General features: G+C 52.1%; 14 protein-coding genes. 4 read left to right on the top strand and 10 right to left on the bottom strand.

All coding sequences use genetic code 11. The features are described from left to right. The first annotated feature begins 3 nt into the window (after positions 1-3). Positions 4-1,293 (top strand): sensor histidine kinase, encoded by a 1,290-nt coding sequence (locus tag KTH89_RS17205; RefSeq protein WP_238722520.1) that lies wholly within the window; start codon positions 4-6, stop codon positions 1,291-1,293. Positions 1,294-1,701: 408 nt separating this feature from the next. Here KTH89_RS17205 and KTH89_RS17210 read toward each other — a convergent pair whose 3' ends face one another. Further along, positions 1,702-2,643 (bottom strand): helix-turn-helix transcriptional regulator, encoded by a 942-nt coding sequence (locus KTH89_RS17210; protein ID WP_238722521.1) that lies wholly within the window; start codon positions 2,641-2,643, stop codon positions 1,702-1,704. Positions 2,644-2,817: 174 nt separating this feature from the next. Between KTH89_RS17210 and KTH89_RS17215 the strand changes: the two genes are divergently transcribed. From KTH89_RS17215 to KTH89_RS17225, 3 genes are all read left to right on the top strand, one after another. Next, entirely contained in the window at positions 2,818-5,607 is a 2,790-nt protein-coding gene (locus tag KTH89_RS17215) for an alpha-L-rhamnosidase (RefSeq protein ID WP_238722522.1), read from the top strand. 44 nt (positions 5,608-5,651) lie between these two features. Beyond that, a complete protein-coding gene (locus KTH89_RS17220; protein WP_158346962.1) occupies positions 5,652-7,085 on the top strand; it encodes an SLC13 family permease in 1,434 nt (477 codons plus the stop codon). Positions 7,086-7,230: 145 nt separating this feature from the next. Then, positions 7,231-8,142, top strand: a complete 912-nt coding sequence (locus KTH89_RS17225; protein WP_238722523.1) for a DHH family phosphoesterase — start codon at positions 7,231-7,233, stop codon at positions 8,140-8,142. A gap of 91 nt (positions 8,143-8,233) precedes the next feature. Here the strand turns inward: KTH89_RS17225 and KTH89_RS17230 are convergent, their stop codons facing one another. The 9 genes from KTH89_RS17230 to KTH89_RS17270 all read right to left on the bottom strand — a co-directional run bounded on the left by KTH89_RS17230 (position 8,234) and on the right by KTH89_RS17270 (position 19,029). Further along, positions 8,234-10,879, bottom strand: a complete 2,646-nt coding sequence (locus KTH89_RS17230) for an alpha-L-rhamnosidase (RefSeq protein WP_238722524.1) — start codon at positions 10,877-10,879, stop codon at positions 8,234-8,236. A gap of 5 nt (positions 10,880-10,884) precedes the next feature. After that, the gene (gene garR / locus KTH89_RS17235) at positions 10,885-11,775 is read right to left on the bottom strand and encodes a 2-hydroxy-3-oxopropionate reductase (RefSeq protein WP_238722525.1); all 891 of its coding nucleotides are present in this window, start codon (positions 11,773-11,775) and stop codon (positions 10,885-10,887) included. Positions 11,776-11,800: 25 nt separating this feature from the next. Beyond that, positions 11,801-12,820 carry a transaldolase family protein gene (locus KTH89_RS17240; RefSeq protein WP_238722526.1) on the bottom strand — a complete coding sequence of 340 codons (1,020 nt, stop codon included), beginning with the start codon at positions 12,818-12,820 and terminating at the stop codon, positions 11,801-11,803. A gap of 35 nt (positions 12,821-12,855) precedes the next feature. Beyond that, positions 12,856-13,788 (bottom strand): ribokinase, encoded by a 933-nt coding sequence (gene rbsK, locus KTH89_RS17245; protein WP_238722527.1) that lies wholly within the window; start codon positions 13,786-13,788, stop codon positions 12,856-12,858. Beyond that, a complete protein-coding gene (locus KTH89_RS17250; protein WP_238722528.1) occupies positions 13,781-14,599 on the bottom strand; it encodes an MBL fold metallo-hydrolase in 819 nt (272 codons plus the stop codon). The genes rbsK and KTH89_RS17250 overlap by 8 nt, the downstream gene beginning before the upstream one ends. Before the next feature lie 21 nt (positions 14,600-14,620). Next, positions 14,621-15,658: a zinc-dependent alcohol dehydrogenase gene (locus KTH89_RS17255; RefSeq protein WP_158346955.1), complete on the bottom strand. Its 1,038-nt coding sequence runs from the start codon at positions 15,656-15,658 to the stop codon at positions 14,621-14,623. A 31-nt stretch (positions 15,659-15,689) separates the two neighbouring features. Further along, positions 15,690-16,475, bottom strand: a complete 786-nt coding sequence (locus tag KTH89_RS17260) for an SDR family NAD(P)-dependent oxidoreductase (RefSeq protein WP_238722529.1) — start codon at positions 16,473-16,475, stop codon at positions 15,690-15,692. 97 nt (positions 16,476-16,572) lie between these two features. Then, positions 16,573-17,646, bottom strand: a complete 1,074-nt coding sequence (locus KTH89_RS17265; protein ID WP_238722530.1) for a LacI family DNA-binding transcriptional regulator — start codon at positions 17,644-17,646, stop codon at positions 16,573-16,575. A 21-nt stretch (positions 17,647-17,667) separates the two neighbouring features. Then, a complete protein-coding gene (locus tag KTH89_RS17270) occupies positions 17,668-19,029 on the bottom strand; it encodes an aminopeptidase (protein ID WP_238722531.1) in 1,362 nt (453 codons plus the stop codon).

Here is a 19,029-nt window from a genome sequence, read left to right on the forward strand (position 1 = left end):
CTTATGTTTAAAAAGCTTCGTTTTCGCCTGACACTTTTATATACGCTTACCACCGGCATTATTCTTACGCTGGTGGTTATTTCTATTTCCATCAACAGCCAGCTGTCCACGATCCGGCGCATTGATGAGACCTTTCAGACGCAGGTTATGAATATTACCACGAAGCTGCAGACGGACAATTCTTTTAATATCACCTGGCTGGCCGCCACAGAGGCGGAGAATGACCTGCTGATCCACATCGAGGAAAACGGAACTCCGCTCCTGTTCAAGGGCGCCTGGGAACCGCCCAGCGGACGGGAATTTCTGCTTGAAAAAGCCGCCTCCAAGGCGCGGGAGCTGGGAACGGACATCTCTGTCCAGCCGGTTACCACCTATTCGATCAGTCCGGTTTTTGAGATTACCGGAAACCACAGAGACCGCTATCAGTGTATCGCCATGTCCTATCCCTCCAGCAGGGGATATAAAAGTGTCTTACTTCTATATTATATCAGTCCTTCTCTGCAAACGCTGAACCGGCAGCGTCTGTTTTTTGCGGGTATGGATGTCCTTGGAATCGCCGCGCTGTACCTGGTGGCCCGCTTCTTTGTCAAGAGATCCCTTCGGCCGATTCAGCAGAGCAAACGCAGGCAGCAGGAATTTATCGCCGCCGCTTCCCACGAGCTTCGCTCGCCCCTGATGGTGATCCAGACTTCCGCCCAGGCCATCGATGCCGATCCCGAAAGGACAGCTCTGTTCACCGGCAACATCCGTTCTGAGTGTAAACGGATGGCCCGCCTGATCAGCGACATGCTGACTCTCGCCTGTGCTGACAACGGAAATTGGTCGGTCCGTTTTTCCCCGCTGGATCCGAATACTTTTCTGCTGGACCTGTACGAATCCTATGAACCGGTCTGCCAGGAGAAAAAAATCCCCTTCCGGCTGGATCTGTCGGATGATTCTCTTCCTATGATTCAGGGTGACCAGGAACGGTTGACGCAGCTTCTCGGTATTCTCATCGACAACGCGTTAGCCTACTGCGGGAATTGTAAGCCATTGCTTTTGAAAGCTTCCACTGCAAAAAACCGGCTGCTGATCCAGGTTATCGATCACGGGCCGGGTATTCCAAACGACCAGAAGGCTCAGGTGTTTGACCGTTTTTATCGCTCGGATAAGTCCCGGAAAGACAAGCAGCATTTCGGGCTGGGGTTGAGTATCGCCAGGGAGCTGGCGGTTCTGCACAAAGGAGAACTGACACTTCGGGATACGGAGGGGGGCGGCTGTACCTTCGTGCTCAGCCTGCCTGTGCTCAGCTGATACCACTGTGGGAGAAGGTCCGAAAACGATGGCCCAGCCCCCGGGATGTCCGGAGATGTCTTCCGAACCGCAGCCGGCGGGAAGGGTGATATCCGTCTGTTCCATCACGGAAGGCTGTTTCCCGGTGAAATCTAAATGAAATCGGTCCGGCCGGTTATGGGTCCGTGGCTAATTCGCAGCGAATGCCTGATGCATTCGCTGCTCAGCAGCCACCGCAAGACTGCGTGGAACGCAGTCTTGCGCCCATAACCGGCCGGACCGATTTCATTAAGATTTCGCACGGGCGCCTTATGTGATGGAACAGACGGATACCACCCTTCCCGCCGGCTGCGGTTCGGAAGACATCTCCGGACATCCCGGGGGCTGGGCCATCGTTTTCGGACCTTCTCCCTGGAACGCCGTGGTTTTTTAGGGTTTAGCTGAATCGTCCGTACTCGTATTGATGATGAGTTCCTTTCGATATTCCGCAGGGGTCATCTGCACTTTTTCCCTGAATTTTTTATAAAAATAGGAATAGTTTGTAAAGCCTGTCAAATCAGCAATTTTATTGACTGACAGGTCGTTTTGGGATAACAGCTGGATGGCCGTATCCAATTGGATCTTCAGCTTGTATTCGCTGAAGGTATATCCGGTGGCCTCCCGAATGAGATGGGATATATAGTTCTGGGAATAGGCAAACCGGCCGGACAGCTGGGGAAGTGAGACTTCCTTGTAATTGAGATGAATATACCGGAGGATCTTTGCCGTAATCAGTTCTTTTCGGGCTTCCTTCTGCTCTTTTGCGGAAGCCTGCATCTGGCGGGATATGCGCTCACAGGTATTTAAGATCAGCGCCAGATAGCAGTTGATAAATTGCCTGTTCTGTTTTTCCGCGAAAAAGTGTTCTTCCAGCAAAGTATCTACCAGGCTGCGCATTCGGGGATCGTTGGTGGTCGTCACATGGATGACGGATCTGCTCTGATCCATGAATTCCGCGGCCAGAAGCGGCTTCAGTGTATGTTCCAGATAGTCGGGGTTTATTAAAAGGTTAATCCCCTGGCAGACCTTTGAACTATCCAGGATACTGTGCACGCAGCCGGGGGGAATCATGATAAAGTCCCCGATAGAGAGGGAAATCGTCCTGTCTTTCACCTGGTAGACAAAAGATCCCTCGTATACATATACGGCTTCATAGTAATCGTGAATATGGGGAGAGACCGGAATGGGAAGGTTATGGATAAATATTTTGAAATCGGGGTCGGGATGAAACTGTAGGGAAGCAAAACCGACAAAACGGATGTTTCCATTGAAAAGTGAGGTCTCAGCTCTAGGTTGTAATTGTACCATCTTTAATATATTGCGGATATTCATCTGATTTTTACCCTCATTGTAGAATATGATATATATTTGCGCGATTTTGTTATAGAAATCATACTGTAAATATTATAAATTAGAAGACAGAAGAAAGTCAATATGATCATAGCGACCTCTGAATCAGCCTGATATTTTCACTATATTTCACAAACAGGAAAGGTAAAAAATCAAATGTTAAGTATTATTGACAAAAAGTGTATGGGAATGCAAAATCCTGTAGGCATACGCCCGGCACGTCCGGAATTCAGCTGGATTATAGATTCTGACATGCATGATACGGTGCAGGAGACTTATCAGATTCAGGTAAGATCCCTGGATGGGACATTGGTGTGGGACAGCGGCAGTTGTAGCTCTGGCATATGCTCGGCCGTCTTTTACGACGGAGAGCCGTTGCGCCCCCGTACCTGTTATGAATGGACGCTGGCGGTGACCGACAATCACGGACAGACCGCCGTAAGGCGTGGGGATCTGTTCGAGACCGGTTTCTCTGAAGGGGAACCCTGGACAGGAAAGTGGATCTCGCCAAAGCAGGAGGTTGTCCCGGATGCGTTCTGTGATTGGCCGGCGGATAAGCTGGTGGAACATTTTGGTCCGGTCGATTTCGTGGGCCTGGATATGGGAAATCCCGATGGGGTAGCGCCGGCTTATTATCTTAGAAAATCCTTTGGGCTTTTGCCTAAAAAACGCAGCAGTGCGCGGCTGTACATAACGGCCGGCGGAATCTACGATGTCTCCCTGAACGGCAAGCCGGTAACGGATACCTTGTTTAACCCCGGTTTTACACCCTATGATAAATATTTTGAATATCAGACCTTCGATGTCACCGGACTGCTGGAGCAGGAGAACGTAATCGGCGTGATCCTGGCGGATGGTTGGTACAAGGGCCGAAACGGAATCGGAGGCCTGCGCAATCTGTACGGAAAACAGACCAAGTTACTGGCGGAGCTTCACGTCCGATACGAGGACGGTACGACAGATATCATTGCCACCGATGATACCTGGATTTCTTCAAAGGGGCCTTATGAATATGCGGATCTCTTTGTCGGGGAATTCTATGACGCCCGCAAAGACCTGGGTGCCTGGGACTGCGCAGGCTATATTCCGAAAGGGTGGACGGCCGTCACTGTTTTACCGCACACAGACGAGGTTCTCAAAGGGATCTGCGCACCTCCCGCCGGAGTCGTGGAGCATATACGGCCAGCCTCGGTATATCGAAATGACATCGGGGAACTGATTCTGGATATGGGACAGAATATAGCCGGGTTTGTCCGGGCGACGTTTTACAATCAGGAGCCGGGCGCACATATTGTCTTCGAGCATACGGAGATGCTGGATGAACGCGGACATTATATGAATTCCATTAATCCGGACTGCAGGGAACTGATTGATCACTATATCTGCTGCGGTAAAAGTTCTGAGACCTACTGTCCCCGCTTTACCTTTCACGGGTTCCGTTATGTGCGGATCAGCGGACTTAAAGGGCAGGTTCGGGCTGAAGATTTCGAGGGGCTTGTGGTGGCGTCCCGGTTGGATACGACGATGGACTTTCAATGCAGCAATCCGGACATCACCCGGCTTCAGTCCAATATATTCCGCAGCCAACAGGGAAATTTTCTGGGAATACCAACGGATTGTCCCCAACGGGAAAAAGCCGGATGGACCGGGGACGTATTTGTCTATTCGGATACCGCCTCTTATGTGCAGGACGTGCGGATGTTCCTGAAGAGATGGCTCGAGATGGTTCGCATGGAGCAGTTCGCCAATGGGATCGTCCCGGTGACCGTACCTTACACTAAGAATTATTATTATATCCAGGACTGTGTCTTTCAGGCGCATACCTCCTGCGGATGGGGGGACGCCATCATCGAGGTACCCTGGGTACTCTATCAACAGTATGGAGATATCAGCTTTCTCACCGATAACTATGATGCTATGAAGAAGTGGATCGGGTATGTCGAGAAGGAGGCCTCCGAGGGCAGAACGGACGATTATGAGAAAATGCCTTTATCGCAGCAGGAACGGCAGCCGTATCTGTGGAATACAGGCTTCCACTATGGGGACTGGTCCTATCCCAGCTGCCGGAATGAAAAAGGGGAGACCGACAACCTGCAGTCCTCGATTAATACCAGGGAATATGTAGCCACCGCTCTCTACGCCCACTCCTGCGAGGTTTTCTCCAAGGTGGCCGCCGTGCTTTCAAAGGATGAGGATGCCCGCTATTACCGGACGTTAAGAGACCGGATCTGTAAAGCCTATGAGGAGGAATATATCCGTCCCGACGGACAATTTCCCCTCCCGATACAAGGATTATACGTGCTGACGCTTGCCATGGGGCTTGTGTCGGAGGAGAAGGCAGGTCTGCTGGCCAGGCATCTGAATCAGTTGATTCTTGATAACGGCGGCTGTCTGGACACTGGTTTTATGTCCATCAAATTCCTGCTGGATGTCCTGTGCCGGTATGGTTATACCGATACAGCCAAGACGCTTCTGCTGCAGGAGAAATGTCCCTCCTGGCTGTATGAGGTAAAGCATGACGCCACTACCGTCTGGTCAAAGTGGAACGCCATCCAGCCGGAGACCGGCAAAGTGACCTGCGCTTCCTACAACCACTATTCCTTCGGAAGTGTGGGGAAATGGATGTATAACTATATTCTGGGAATCCGAAATACCGGCTGTGGTTTCCGGGACTTTGTGGTAGAGCCTGGATTTGATTACCCATTCCAGTGGGCCTGCGGCAGTTATCACTGTGTCTACGGCGATATCCGGGTGGCGTGGGCCAGAGACGGCAGGGAAAGAAGCATCGATCTCACCGTACCTGTCTCTACACACGCGTTGATCCGGCTGAAAGATTGCGATACAAACAGTCTGTCTCATTATTTCAAAGACCGGATGAAGGACGGATATGTCTCGCTTGGCAGCGGCACGTACCATATCTGCTATCAGACAAGACCGGAAATGTAGAGAGACTATTCCAAACCAGAAAATGAAATACAGGAGGAAGCATCATGAAAGAAAAATTATTCTGCGGCAGTAAGAAATATTATATTAACAGCGCGATCACCATCGTCCTGATGTTCGGGTTCCGGTTTCTTCCGCCGATCGGGACCATAAGCCAGGTAGGAATGGGCGTCCTGGGCGTTTTCCTGGGCGCTATCTACGGCTGGTCCACAGTGGGCATCTTCTGGCCCAGCGCCCTTTCCATCATCGCTCTTTCTTTTACCGGTTACGGTAAATTCTCCGAACTAATCTCCACCGGGATGGGTTCCAATACCTTTATCGTGCTGGTGACCATGTTCGGACTGCTGGCCATCATCAACGAGTCCGGTATCTCCATGTATCTGGCCAAGAAAATCATCGGTCTCAAAATCGGACGCGGCCGCCCCTGGGTCGTCGTCTATCTTCTGATGACCGCCTGCAGCCTGCTTTTCGGTGTCACCGGAGCATTTCCCATCGCACTGATGATCTGGGAAATCTTCTATGACATGGTAGATTATAACGGTATCCAAAAAGGAAAATTCACCCAGTTTGTGGTGACCGCCGTCATGTTCGGGGCAATACTGGGCGGACAGATCTTCCCGTTCACGGTCGTTATTCTTGTTCTATTTAACATCTTTACCTCCACCACCGGACTGGCCGCCCCCGCATTCGTCTCCTATGTCATATGGATGCTGGTTATCTCCCAGCTCTGTACCATCGTATTCATCCTGGCCGGAAAATATCTGCTGCGGATCAAAGCTCCGAAGCTGGAAATCAAAAAGGACGAAACTTTGGAAAAACTGGACACGTACCAGAAAATCGTTCTCGGCGTGGCTGCCGCATTCGTAGCAGTTCTGGTTCTCTCCAATATTCTTCCGTCCGGCTGGATATTTACCCAGGCAGTCAGCGGGCTGGGCGTCAGCGGGGTTGCGCTGGTGGCGGATATTTTCCTGATTGCCGTTCGTTTCACCCAGGGAAAAACATTCCAGGCCTATATGTCCAAATCCGTCGGCTGGGATCTTCTGTTCATGTGCATGCCGATCACTCTGATTTCCTCCGCTCTCACCAGTGCGGACACCGGAATCAGCGACTGGGTATGTAATCTGTTCATCCCTGTCTTCTCTAAACTGGGCCCCGCCGTGTTCCTGATCCTGATTGTGGTTATCCCTCTGATTCTGACGAATTTCCTGAATAATATCGTCATGGGAACCTTATTTATCCCGATCGGTTTTGCCATCGCCGGTTCCCTTGGCTTAAATCAGTATCTGGTAGTCACCCTCATCATAGAAGCGACCTCTATGGCCCTGGTCACTCCGGCGGCCTGTACTCCGGCAGCTGTCCTGCACGGCAATTCCGAGTGGGTCACCAGCAACCAGGCGGCAAAATATGGAGCGGTCGCAGTAGCCCTGGCAGCTCTGGTCATTATCGCGGCTGGTATCCCTTTGGGCATGCTTCTGTATTAAAATTCACAGACTCTCTCTCTACATGTAATACCTGTAATATCCTTGCGGAATGGTTGCCATCTCCGGCCGTATCAACTATAATAGACTTATCTGTATCATAACGCTTGGCAGGAAAGACACAGAATAAGAAAAGAGGTTGAAAGATATGAGACTGGTTACCCGATCTGATTTTGACGGACTGGTATGTGGTGCATTGTTAAAAGAGGCTGGAATCATCGATCACTGGAAATTCGCCCATCCGAAGGATCTGCAGGATGGCCTGGTGGAAGTCACAGAGGACGACTGTCTGGCCAATGTTCCCTATGTGGAGGGCTGCGGACTCTGGTTCGATCATCATTCCAGTGAGATGGAGCGCAATCAGCTTGCAGGAAAGTATAAAGGGGAGAGCCGGCTGACCCCCTCGTGCGCGAGGATTATCTATGATTATTATGGAGGACAGGAACGTTTCTCCCATTTTGATGAAATGATGGAAGCGGTGGATAAGGTGGATTCCGGGAATCTGACGATCGATGAGATACAGAATCCCAAGGGCTGGATTCTGATCGGTTTCCTGATGGACCCGCGAACCGGTCTGGGACGCTGGCGGAATTTTACCATCTCCAATTATCAGTTGATGGAGAAATTAATCGACGCATGCCGTACTATGAACACGCAGGAGATCCTGGATCTGCCGGATGTAAAGGAGAGAATCGAAGTCTACTTCGAACAGACCGAGAAGTTTACAGAAATGGTCAAAAAGTACACCCGCATCGACGGGGACGTAATCATATCCGATCTAAGGGGTGTGGATCCTATCTATACCGGCAACCGCTTCCTGATCTACAGCCTGTATCCGGATCAGAATATCTCGGCATGGATCGTAGATGGGAAAGGCGGCAAGGGTTGTTCCGTGGCGGTGGGATATAGTATCCTGAACCGAACTTCCACCATTGACGTGGGAAGCCTGATGTTAAAATATGGCGGCGGCGGTCACAAGATGGTGGGAACCTGTCAGTTCCCGGATGATAAGATCGAAGAATTATTGCCGAAGCTGCTGAACGAACTGGTACATCCGTAGATTTCCCTATAGAATGAAAAATACTCTGTAACCCGGAGACAGACTAATGGTCTGTATCCGTTTTACAGAGTATTTTAAATCTCTCCTCTAATCAGTTAGGTTTTATCACATCAATCTTATAACTGCCGGGCGTCAGAAGCCATACACCGTTCTCCCGGGCCAGCTTCACTTCCTCATCCCCGCACAGCACACGGACCGGTTTTCCATCCAGCACAAGCCTTGCCTCAGTATCAAAAGGCACCTGAATCTCATAGGTGATCCCAGTGTCGGTCCATTTCCAGCCCAGGCGGTAGGTCCCCGATGCAGATACATAGCTCCCCTCTGCCCAGCAAAACCTCTGATCCGGCTGGGGCCTTAACAGTGCCTTTTTAAATCCCGGAGCTTCCTCCATCGGGTTGATCCCGCACATATAGCGGTACATCCACTCTACAATAGAACCGTAGGCGTAATGATTCATACTGTTCATCCCGGTATCACTGACAAGACCATCAGGCAGCACGGAATTCCAACGTTCCCAGATCGTAGTCGCTCCCATATTGACCTCATACAACCAGCTGGGGAAATCTTCATTAAGCAGCAAGGTATAGGCCTCGTCTGCCATCCCATTGTCCGAAAGAACCGGGCAGAGATAGGGCGTCCCCACGAATCCGGTCGTCAGGTGATTATCGTGGTCCTCCAGATTCTTCTTCAGATCCCGTTTCAGCCGTTCTTTAAACTGCTCCGGCACCAGATCCAGGTACAGGGCCAGCACCATGCCGGTCTGGGTATCCACAGCGATCCTGCCGGTGGGGGTAAAATATTCCTGTTGAACCGCCTGTTTAATCTCTCCGGCCAGTGTGCCGTACCGGACAGCTTCCTCCTCTTTTCCCAGCACCCGGGCCGCTTTGGCCGTAAGCCACGCGGAATAGTAATAGCAGGCGGATGCCACATAATAGCAGTCGGTGCCGCCAAATGAGCTGCTCTTATCCGGATTATCAAGCGCCAGCCAGTCCGCGAAATGGAATCCGTGGGTCCACAGTCTGGAGCCTCCGCAGTAAGTATCGTCCTGATTCTTCATATAATCCACCCAGCCCGACATATTTTCGAACTGCTCTTCCAGCAGGGTCTTATCCCCGTAGAACAGCCAGAGGGTCCAGGGAATCACCGTGGCAGTCTCTCCCCATGCGCAGGAGCCGTGAGGCGCATCCCCGTCGGTCTGATGAAGAATTGAACGGATCTGTCCTAAAATATCCGGAACCACATGGGGTACTGAACCGTTCAGCTGCCTTTGCTCCAACAGCACATCGTGCAGAAATTTCCGGTAAAATGCGGGCGTATACCGGTTAAAACTGGCTGTAGCGGCAAACACCTGGGCATCTCCGGTCCATCCCATCCGCTCATCCCGCTGGGGACAGTCTGTGGGCACATCCAGGAAATTCCCCTTCTGCCCCCACAGACAGTTCTCAAACAACCGGTTGACCTTTTCATCAGAGGTCTTGATCTCACCGGTCCGGTCCAGTTTGGAGAAAATCACGCAAGCCGTAAAATCTTCCATGCAGACCTGCTGCATCCCGGTCACCTTCACATACCGGAAACCATAGAAGGTAAAATGAGGCCGTACACAGACCTTTTCCCCGCTTGATCTATAGCGGTATTCCTGTTTAGCCGTCCGCAGATTTTCATTGTAAAAATTATCATGCTGAAGCAGCTCTCCGTATTGCAGCAACACTTCCGCCCCTTCGGGCAGACCGCAGTTGAATTCCACCCAGCCTGTCATTACCTGGCCAAAATCCAGCACCAGCTCACCGGCCGGCGTATGTAACAGCTCTACCGGCTTCCTGCGCTCCATGATTACTAGCGGAGGGCTCAGCCGCTCATACAGCTCTCCTTTGGGCGGCGCAGACGGCACTGCCTGTACAAAGCCGGCCGTATCACAGGATGCTGTGGATCTATTTTTTATCTCCATTCGCGCGTCATAGTATTCCCCATTGTAGATGCTGCTCTCAAGCACCGGGGAAGGACAGCACAGCCAGCTCTCATCCGAGCCCAGAGTCACGGTCTCTCCATTTTCCAGTTCTATCCGAATCTCACACAGGAATTTCATCTGATCCCCATAGAGTTCATTCAGGCCGTCCACGAATCCAAAGCGCCCCTTGTACCAGCCATTGCCCAGCAGAACCCCCAGCGCGTTATCGCCTTCAAATAATAGATCTGTAATATCATAGGTCTGATACTGCTGCCACAGGTTATAGTCGTTATAAAATGGGGCCAGATAGTCCTCTCCCACCTTTTTTCCGTTGAGTTCCAGCTCATACAGTCCAAGACCGGTAACATATACCCTGGCCCTCCGGACCGGAGCTTTCAGACAAAAATTTCGGTACAGATAGGGATGTATTTCTTTTTCAAATGGGGCCTGTATCCATTTTGCGTCCCAGTTCTCCTGCATTTTACCGGTCTCAAACCAGGCAGTCTCACTGACCCCGCACTCCTGGTTGTCCGCTTTGACCGTCACTCTCCAATAATATCTGGTACATGGCAAAAGTTTTAAATCCACCTCGACGCCTAAGGAGCTTAAATTCTCCTTATTTCCGCTGTCATAGACCAGTTGTTGAAAATCAGGGTCCAGGGCGGCCTCGATCCTGGCCCATGCCTGTTTCTTCCCGGATGATTCCTCCACAATCCAGGACAACACGGGCCGTTCCAGATGATATCCCAGCGGATTCGTCAGATGATTGGTTCTCAAATCGGTGATTATCATAGGCGTCACTCTTCCTTTAATGTTGTTCCGGCTATCTTCTCGTAATATTTCATCAATGCGCTGTGGTCGCTTGCGCCTTCCCCGTCCTGATGCAGCGTCTGCAGCATCTGCATGATCTGGGCGCTTAACAGAAGCGGCGCTCCGGACTTATATCCCGTCTCCAGCGCATTGTTCAAATCCTTGATGTGAAGATCGATCTTAAAACCGGGCTTATAATTCCCGGCCAGCATCATGGGCGCTTTGGCGTTCATGACCGTACTTCCCGCAAGTCCCCGGCTGATGGCGTGGAAGACCTTTTCCGGATCGGTTCCCGCTTTTTTCGCCAGCATCATGGCTTCGCTGAGTACCGCGATATTTCCCGCCACGATTATCTGATTGGCCAGCTTGCAGGTGTTTCCGCTGCCCACGTCTCCCACCAGTACCGCGGAGGAGCCCAGCACTTCAAAGACCGGTTGGGCCTCCTGAAAATCTTCAGGGCTGCCTCCCGCCATAATCGCCAGCGTGCCGTCCACGGCCTTCGGTTCCCCGCCGGACACGGGCGCATCGATCAGGCGGATTCCCTTCGGCGCAATGGCTGCGCTGATTTCCTTAGAAGCATCCGGCGCGATAGAACTCATATCGATAATCAGCGTTCCTTTCGCCGCATACTGTGCGATACCGCCTTCTCCCAGGATAACTTCCTTTACCTGTGGGGAATTGGGCAGCATAGTAACGATCGTGCTGCACGACACGGCAACCTCTTCAATGGAGGAACAGCCGATTCCTCCCGCTTCCACTAATTTATCTATTTCCGCATAATTTACATCATAAGTATAAACCCGATAGCCGGCTTTTAGTAGATTTTTTGCCATGGGTTTTCCCATGATACCTAACCCGATAAACCCAATCTCTTTCATTGTCCATTCCTCACTTTTCTATCCGTCAGCGTGCCAGCAGATTCCAGCCGCACTCGCTGAACTGATTGATCGTACGGTTCGTGGCCCCGTATCCTATAAATTCGCTGACTGCAAGTCCATCCGGTTCATATGCTTTACAGAATTCCGGAAGCTTTGACAGACGGCTGATAATCTTCTCATCCACCGGTTCCCGGATTACTTCCTGAAACGGCGGTTTGCATTCCATAAGCATTCTCTCGATCTTCGGAGCAATGGAAAAGATCATACGGGCTCCCGCCAGCTCCGTAATATGTTCTGCGCACCGGCAGCCGGCCGGCATTAGTATGCAGGAATATTCCCGCTCACAGAAAATTTTATATGCCCGTTTTATCGCCGCAAGCCCCGCCTTTGTGATCTCCGCTTCGGAAAGGTCCAGTCCATAATCCGCCGCTGAATCCCGCAGATAATCATCCAGCCTTCCCACCATCAGGACCGCGATGCCAAGGCCCGGAGTGATTCCATTCTGTCTGGCCCTGGCCGCCCCCCGCTCATAGGCTTCGGCGGCCGCCAGAGTCTGGGCTACTGTAAAACTGACGGTGGCGCAGACGTTCATACCCAGCGCCGCGCATTCCTCATAGGCCAGAAGCCCGGCCTTTGTAGACGGAAGCTTAATCACCAGATTAGGAGCCGCTGCCGCGTATCTTTTGGCCTGTTCTATCATGCGGATCGCATCCCCCGGCCGGGTGGGATCCGTCTGGGCGCAGCAGTATCCGGTACCGAAGCCTCTATGCTCCCGCTCCATCCGCTTTGCGATTCTGCCGGCCACCGCTGCGATCTTCGCCTCCGCCTTCTCCGGTCCGGGAGGCAGTGTTTTGACAGCCGCCATGTCCTCCTCCCAGTCATCCGGCGATCCGGCCAGCGTATCCTGCACGAGGAACGGATTCGTCGTCACACCGGTTGCCCCGTTTCGGATCGCTTCCTCGATGGCAGTCAGATTCGCACTGTCGTGCCAGTAAATCGACGGCGTCTCAGAAGACAGCCATCGCAAATATTCATTCTGTCCCATATTTTACACCTTCTATGTATTTCTATGTTGCGCCTCTATCGCAGATCCGCTGCCGCTTCTTCCCGGTCAATCTCTCTGCGGTACGGCATAGACGGAGCTGTTCCAAATTTCTGTACCGACAGGGAGGCTGTCGTATTCCCGAATCGGACCGCTTCCTCCAGTTCCTTACCCTCCGACAGCGCAGTTACCAGTCCGCCGTTGAACGCGTCCCCGGCCCCGGTGGTATCGACCGCTTTCACCAGTCTGGCCGGTATCATTCCTTGTCCGCTGCCGCCGCTATAGAAAGCCCCCTTCTCTCCCATGGTAATCACCACGGAGGGGATGCCCATCCGATGGAAGACCTGTGCCGCTTGAAGGGCGCTTTCCTCATTTGTCACTTCAACCCCGGTCAGGGCTTTTGCTTCCATCTCATTGGGGGTAATGATATCAATCTTTGAAAGCAACTCTCTGGAAACCTCTCTTGCCGGCGCCGGGTTCAGTACAATTAACACTTCATGTTCCTTCGCTATATCTACTGCTTTTTCAAGGGCATCCATATTAATTTCAAACTGCAGCAAAAGGATATCCGCATTCCTTATGATATCCTCGATCTGTCTTAAGTCCCGGTCCCCAAATCGGGTACAGGCTGATGGGACTACCAGTATCTGATTCTGCTTCGTTTTTTCATCCACACAGATCAGCGCCACGCCGGTGGCCGCTTCTTCATCCACCAGCACAAATTGTGTATCCATCCGCTCCTTCTCATAAAACGCCAGGGCCAAGTCACCGAATACATCCTTACCGACCTTCGTGATCAGGCGAAGATCCGCCCCCGCCCGATGGGCTGCCACCGCCTGATTACTCCCTTTTCCGCCGGGTCCGATTCGGAACGTCTCCCCGAATACAGTCTCTGCGGGCCTGGGGAGATGTTCTCCCGTGCCGGTCAGATCCGCCACATAACTCCCGAATACCACAACCTTTTTACCCATGTATGCTCCTTTCCTCCGGATCTTCCCCGCGGGGATACAGAAACACTCTGCCCGGCATATCCATATCCAGCCGGCACCTTGGCGCCAGTTCCCGGAACGCTCCTACCGCCTCGATGGGATTACCCAGATGGCGCGGGAATGTCCAGAAGTGGTGCGGGATACAGGCAGTTACTTCAAGATCCGCCGCCAGTCTGGCAGCCTGAGTCCCATTCAGATTGCCATATGCCCCGTTGATGGGCAAAAGCGCCACATCCGGACGTTCCATAACCGCCTCCCGAAGTCTCTCCGGGGTATAACCGGTATCACCGGAATAGTAAAGCTTCACAAATCCGAAATCCAGAAGGAACCCCAGCGCATCAGGACACAGCTCTCCATGATCGCAGTCCACGGCTTTTACCCAGAACTCCCCGCAGGACACTTCCTCGCCCTTGCGAAGCGCATGGATCCGATTTTCCGGAAAGCCCGCCTCCACCAGCTGTTCTTTGCAGCCCGTGTTGGTGATCACCTGCAGGTTTTCCTGATCCCGGTAAACCGGCATGGCTTCCATATCCAGATGATCCGGATGTTCATGAGAGATCAACAGGAAATCCGGGATCACCTCATTCGGCTCGAACAACGGTACGCTCAAACGCTTGTATCCCAGTCCTTCCTCCTTCTCCATGATATGATAGACGGAGTCGGTCAGATAGGGATCGATCAGAATCTTCCTGCCTCCCGCCGTTTTCAGCAGGAAACCCGCTTGTCCGATCCAAATAACCCCCACTTTATGTTCCGCAATCTCCAGATTACGGAAAGTATCCGAAAAATTCATATTTTCCACCACATTCCTATGTCAGAATTTTAACAGCACTTTGATGCGGTCGCCCTCGTTTTGGATCACCCGTTCTACTGCGAAGGGCGCCTGATCAAAATCATATACCGCGGAGACCAGCGGCTCAAAACTCACCTTCTTCGTCCGCAGCAGTTCGATAATCCCGGGCATCGTGGCCGCGGAGCCTGCCACTCCCAGCAAAGAGATATCATTGACGATAAACTGGTCAATATTGAAGTTAGGGATATTCTGCTCGTAAAAACCCAGGAGCACCACGTTTCCGCCGCCTTTTACATACTGACCGCATTCATAGAGCACATCTATGTTTCCGGAGGATTCCATGACCGTGCCGAATCTGCCGCTCTCCGTCAGCTTACTCAGTTCCTCCACGACATTTTGTTCGGAAGAGTTGACCAGATAATCCGCTCCCATCCTCTTCCCGATCTTTAATTTGGACTCCCTGCGCCCAACCAGGACTACGGTACAGCCAATTGCTTTGAGAAGCCCCACGGCTGTCAGGCCAATTGCGCCGGTACCGATCACCAGGACCTTATCCCCAAACCGGGCCCCGCTCTTTCTAATGCCATGCATGGCGATGGAGGCCGGCTCGATTAACGCCGCTTCCTTGAGATCGATTTCAGGGTCCAGCTTGTAGGTCAACCGCTCGGGCATTTTCATGTACTCCGCAAAGCACCCGTCATAGGTATTAATGGTCCCCACGCTTTTTACTTTCGGACAATGCCCCACGTCCCCGCTCCAGCAGGTGGGGCAATCAAAGCAGGCCACCCCGCTGTCCCCGATCACATGGTCGCCGGGACGGATCGTTTTGACATCAGCTCCCACTTCTGTGACAACTCCGGCCCACTCATGGCCGATCCGGATCGGATATTTCGCCAGACCTTCCCGCACGAAGGTCGTCTCCCCTGTGATCAGCGCAATATCTGTCGCGCAGATTCCGGCATAGGCAACTTTCGCCAGAATTTCCCCAGGCCCTACCTCCGGCTTTTTTACATCCACAAATTCTGCCTTTCCTGGCTCTTTTGCTATAAATGCCTTCATATTTTTCCTCCAGTTTCCAAAATACAGCTGTCTAAAAATCCCGGGCAAACCCGCAGGTCCACCCTCCGTCAACGGTTATGATGCTGCCAGTCATATAAGTCATCTCGTCGGATGACAGGAATACCGCTGTTCCGGCGATCTCTCGGGGCTCTGCCGGACGTCCCAGCGGTATGTGGGCCAGCATTCGTTCGCTGCGCTCCTGATCTGCGTAGAACAACGCCCTTGTACCTTCAAAGATGACGGATCCCGGGCAGATACAGTTGACTAGGATACCATCCGCTCCCAGTTCCACTGCCATGGTCTTGGTCAAATGGATCACAGCGGCCTTGGCCGCGGTAAACGCGCACTGGTTTCGCATCGGCACCTGCCCCACGCAGGAAGCGATATTGATGATACGGCCGTATTTTCTGGCCGCCATATGCCGGATGACCGGGCGGGAGCAGTAGAATACTCCGTCCAGATCCACCTTCATGATCTTATGCCAGTTTTCCTCCGTAAAATCCTGAATCAGAGCTCTCCCCTCGGGTCCCACATTGACTCCCGCGTTGTTAACCAGAATTTCTATTCCGCCGAACGTGTCCAGAACCTGCGCGCACATGCTTTCCATGCTTTCCCCGTCGGACACGTCCCCGAAGAAATACCGGGCATTCCCCCTCAGTTTCCTTAACTGCGACGCGGCTTCCTCCCCTTTTGTACGGTCAATATCGACTACCGCTACATTTGCGCCGGATTGGATATAATACTCGCACATAGCCATTCCGATGGCGCCCGAACCGCCTGTGATCACAGCCGTTTTGCCTGTCAGATCAATATTCATCTTGTCTCCTTTCCAGATATCACTGGTTCTTAGATTTTCACTGTCAATTTATTGCCTATATGATTTTTGTCAGTCATTTTATCTGTCAGCTTCGCATCTATAGGATATAATCATCTTTCATCTGCTCGAGGATGTCTGAATACAGCGGCAGATTGCTCCTTAACACGATCTGCGGATCCAATAGGATGACGTCATTTTCAAACTGTCTGCCCTCGGCCATATATTCATACAGATACCGGACTGCCAGCCTTCCCTGCAGAAACGGATTCTGGAAGATCGTCGCCTTGATTACCCGCTCCCTCATCAAGGCAGCAATGTCCGGAAATACATCTGAGGCAACAATGGAAATCTTTCCCGCATATCCCAGCTCCTGAAGCCGTTTACAAAACGCCACGGAATTGGCGGTTCCAAAGTAGATCCCGCCCAGATCCGGATACTGATCCACCAACACCTTGGCCAGATCATAGGCCTCTCTTAAGTTGTCATGATGTTCGTAAACCCCGGAAAATTTCAGTCCGAAGCTTTCGCTGCCCTCCCGAAAACCTTCCACTGTATTTCTGTGCACCTGGCTGGTCAGCTGTCCGGTAACCATCACTACCGGCTTCTCCCTGTCCGCCAGCATTCCCAGAAGTTCAGCAGCCATCTTTCCCGCCATTCTTCCGTTGTTCTGGATGGAAAATAACCGGTCGGAGCCCTCCAGATCGGAGGTCACCGTAGCAAAGATCAGATCGGTCTTCTCCCTTAATTCTTTTACCACCCCGCTGACTTCCGACTCATTAGACGGCGGCAGTATGATGATACCGTCAAACTCCTGCTCGGCCAGTTCGTACAGCTTGTCGATAAAGGGCCGCGTCTCTTCCGCTGTCACCTTGAACATCTCACAGTAGACGCTGTAGTCGGCCAGGTCATCGGAGGCCCGCCGGATTCCCCGCTCCACCTCAGCCAGATAACCGTATACCGTATCCGGCAGAAGCACCGCAATCCGCTTGGGATTGCGCTTTAAGGATGCCGCGGTCTTACTTGGACGGTATCCCATCTCCTGTGCCGTCTCCATCACCAGTTTGCGGGTCTTTTCACTAACGGAAGCTTTGTCATTCATCGCCCTGTTCACAGTGGCGGTGGATATACCCAGCTGTTTTGCCACATCATAGATCGTTACCTTTTTCTGCATCGTAAAAGCCCCCTTTGGTTCCTATATCGGTGTGTGAAAAAAGGCGGAGATTCCGCGGTAAAGCAGATAAATATCCCGTTTGGATGTAATCTCAAAGGGGGCGTGCATCGAGAGCACCGGGACGCCCAGATCTGCCGTTTGAAGATTTCTGACCGCCAGACATCTGGAAATTGTCTTTCCCCCGCCACAGTCCACCTTGCCGATTTCTCCGATCTGATAGGCGATCTGTTCTTGTTTCAGGATAGTTCTCAGTTCCCCTAGATACTCTGCGCAGGCATCCGCTGTCTCGGACTTACCCCTGAGGCCGCTGTACTTTTGTAAGATGGGTCCCTTGTTCAGATAAGCGGTATTAAGCGGATCGAATGCCTCCGGATAGTTGGGATCATAAGCCGAGCTGGCATCGACGGACAGGGATCTGGACATGGCGTAAACATGTCTTAATTTTAATCCTTCCCCTTCCGCCAGATCCTCGATAAAATCATCCATATAAGTGCTGTCCATCCCGGTCGTGCTGCCGTTTCCGGTCTCTTCTTTATCCGCCAGCACGACAATACAGGTATTCTCAGGTATCTTAAGTCCGCGTAGAGCCTGAACCGCAGGGTAGGCGCACACCGTATCGTCCTGCCCATAAGCTCCGATCAGGCTGCGGTCGATCCCCACATCCGTACTGCCGAAAGCCGGAACAAAACATAGCTCCGCGGACCAGAAATCCTGCTCCTCTATCCCGTAGAATTCTTTTAACAGCCGCAGCACCTCATCTTTAAGAAACTCGCCACCGTTTTCCCTGTTTCCGCTGCCGATCACCACATTCAGCCGTTCTCCGGTAATGATCTCATCCACAGGCCGCGGCGTAAAACCACTTGCCAGGTGGGGCAGCAGATCCGATACCGTAAACTGAGGCTCCCCCTTCTTCTCTCCAATGCAGATATCCACCATTTCCCCATCCGACAGGCAGACACAGCCGTGAATCGCCAACGGGATCGCCGCCCACTGGTATTTGCGCAAGGAACCATAATAATGGGTTTTGAAAAACGCAAGTCCCTCCTGTGCATAGAGAGGCGCAGGCTTGACATCCAGCCTGGGAGAATCAATATGAGCCGCCGCCAGCCTGGCCCCCTTGGCAAGTCCCCGTTCTCCGATTACCGCAAGGATCAATGCCTTATTTCTCTGATTAAAATAAATACGATCCCCCGGCCGCCATATTTTAGACCTGTCATAGGGTACAAACCCGTCGCCCTCAAGTTCTGCAATCAGAGCGCGCACAGCCTCCCGCTCTGTCTTTGCACAGTCCAGAAACCTTTTATAATCTTCACAAAATGCAAATTCATCCCCTGGTTCCTTTTCCTTCTCCATCTGCCCACATCCATCCAACCTATCTGCCAT

The organism is Diplocloster agilis (genome assembly GCF_019042275.1).
Classification (GTDB): domain Bacteria; phylum Bacillota; class Clostridia; order Lachnospirales; family Lachnospiraceae; genus Diplocloster; species Diplocloster agilis.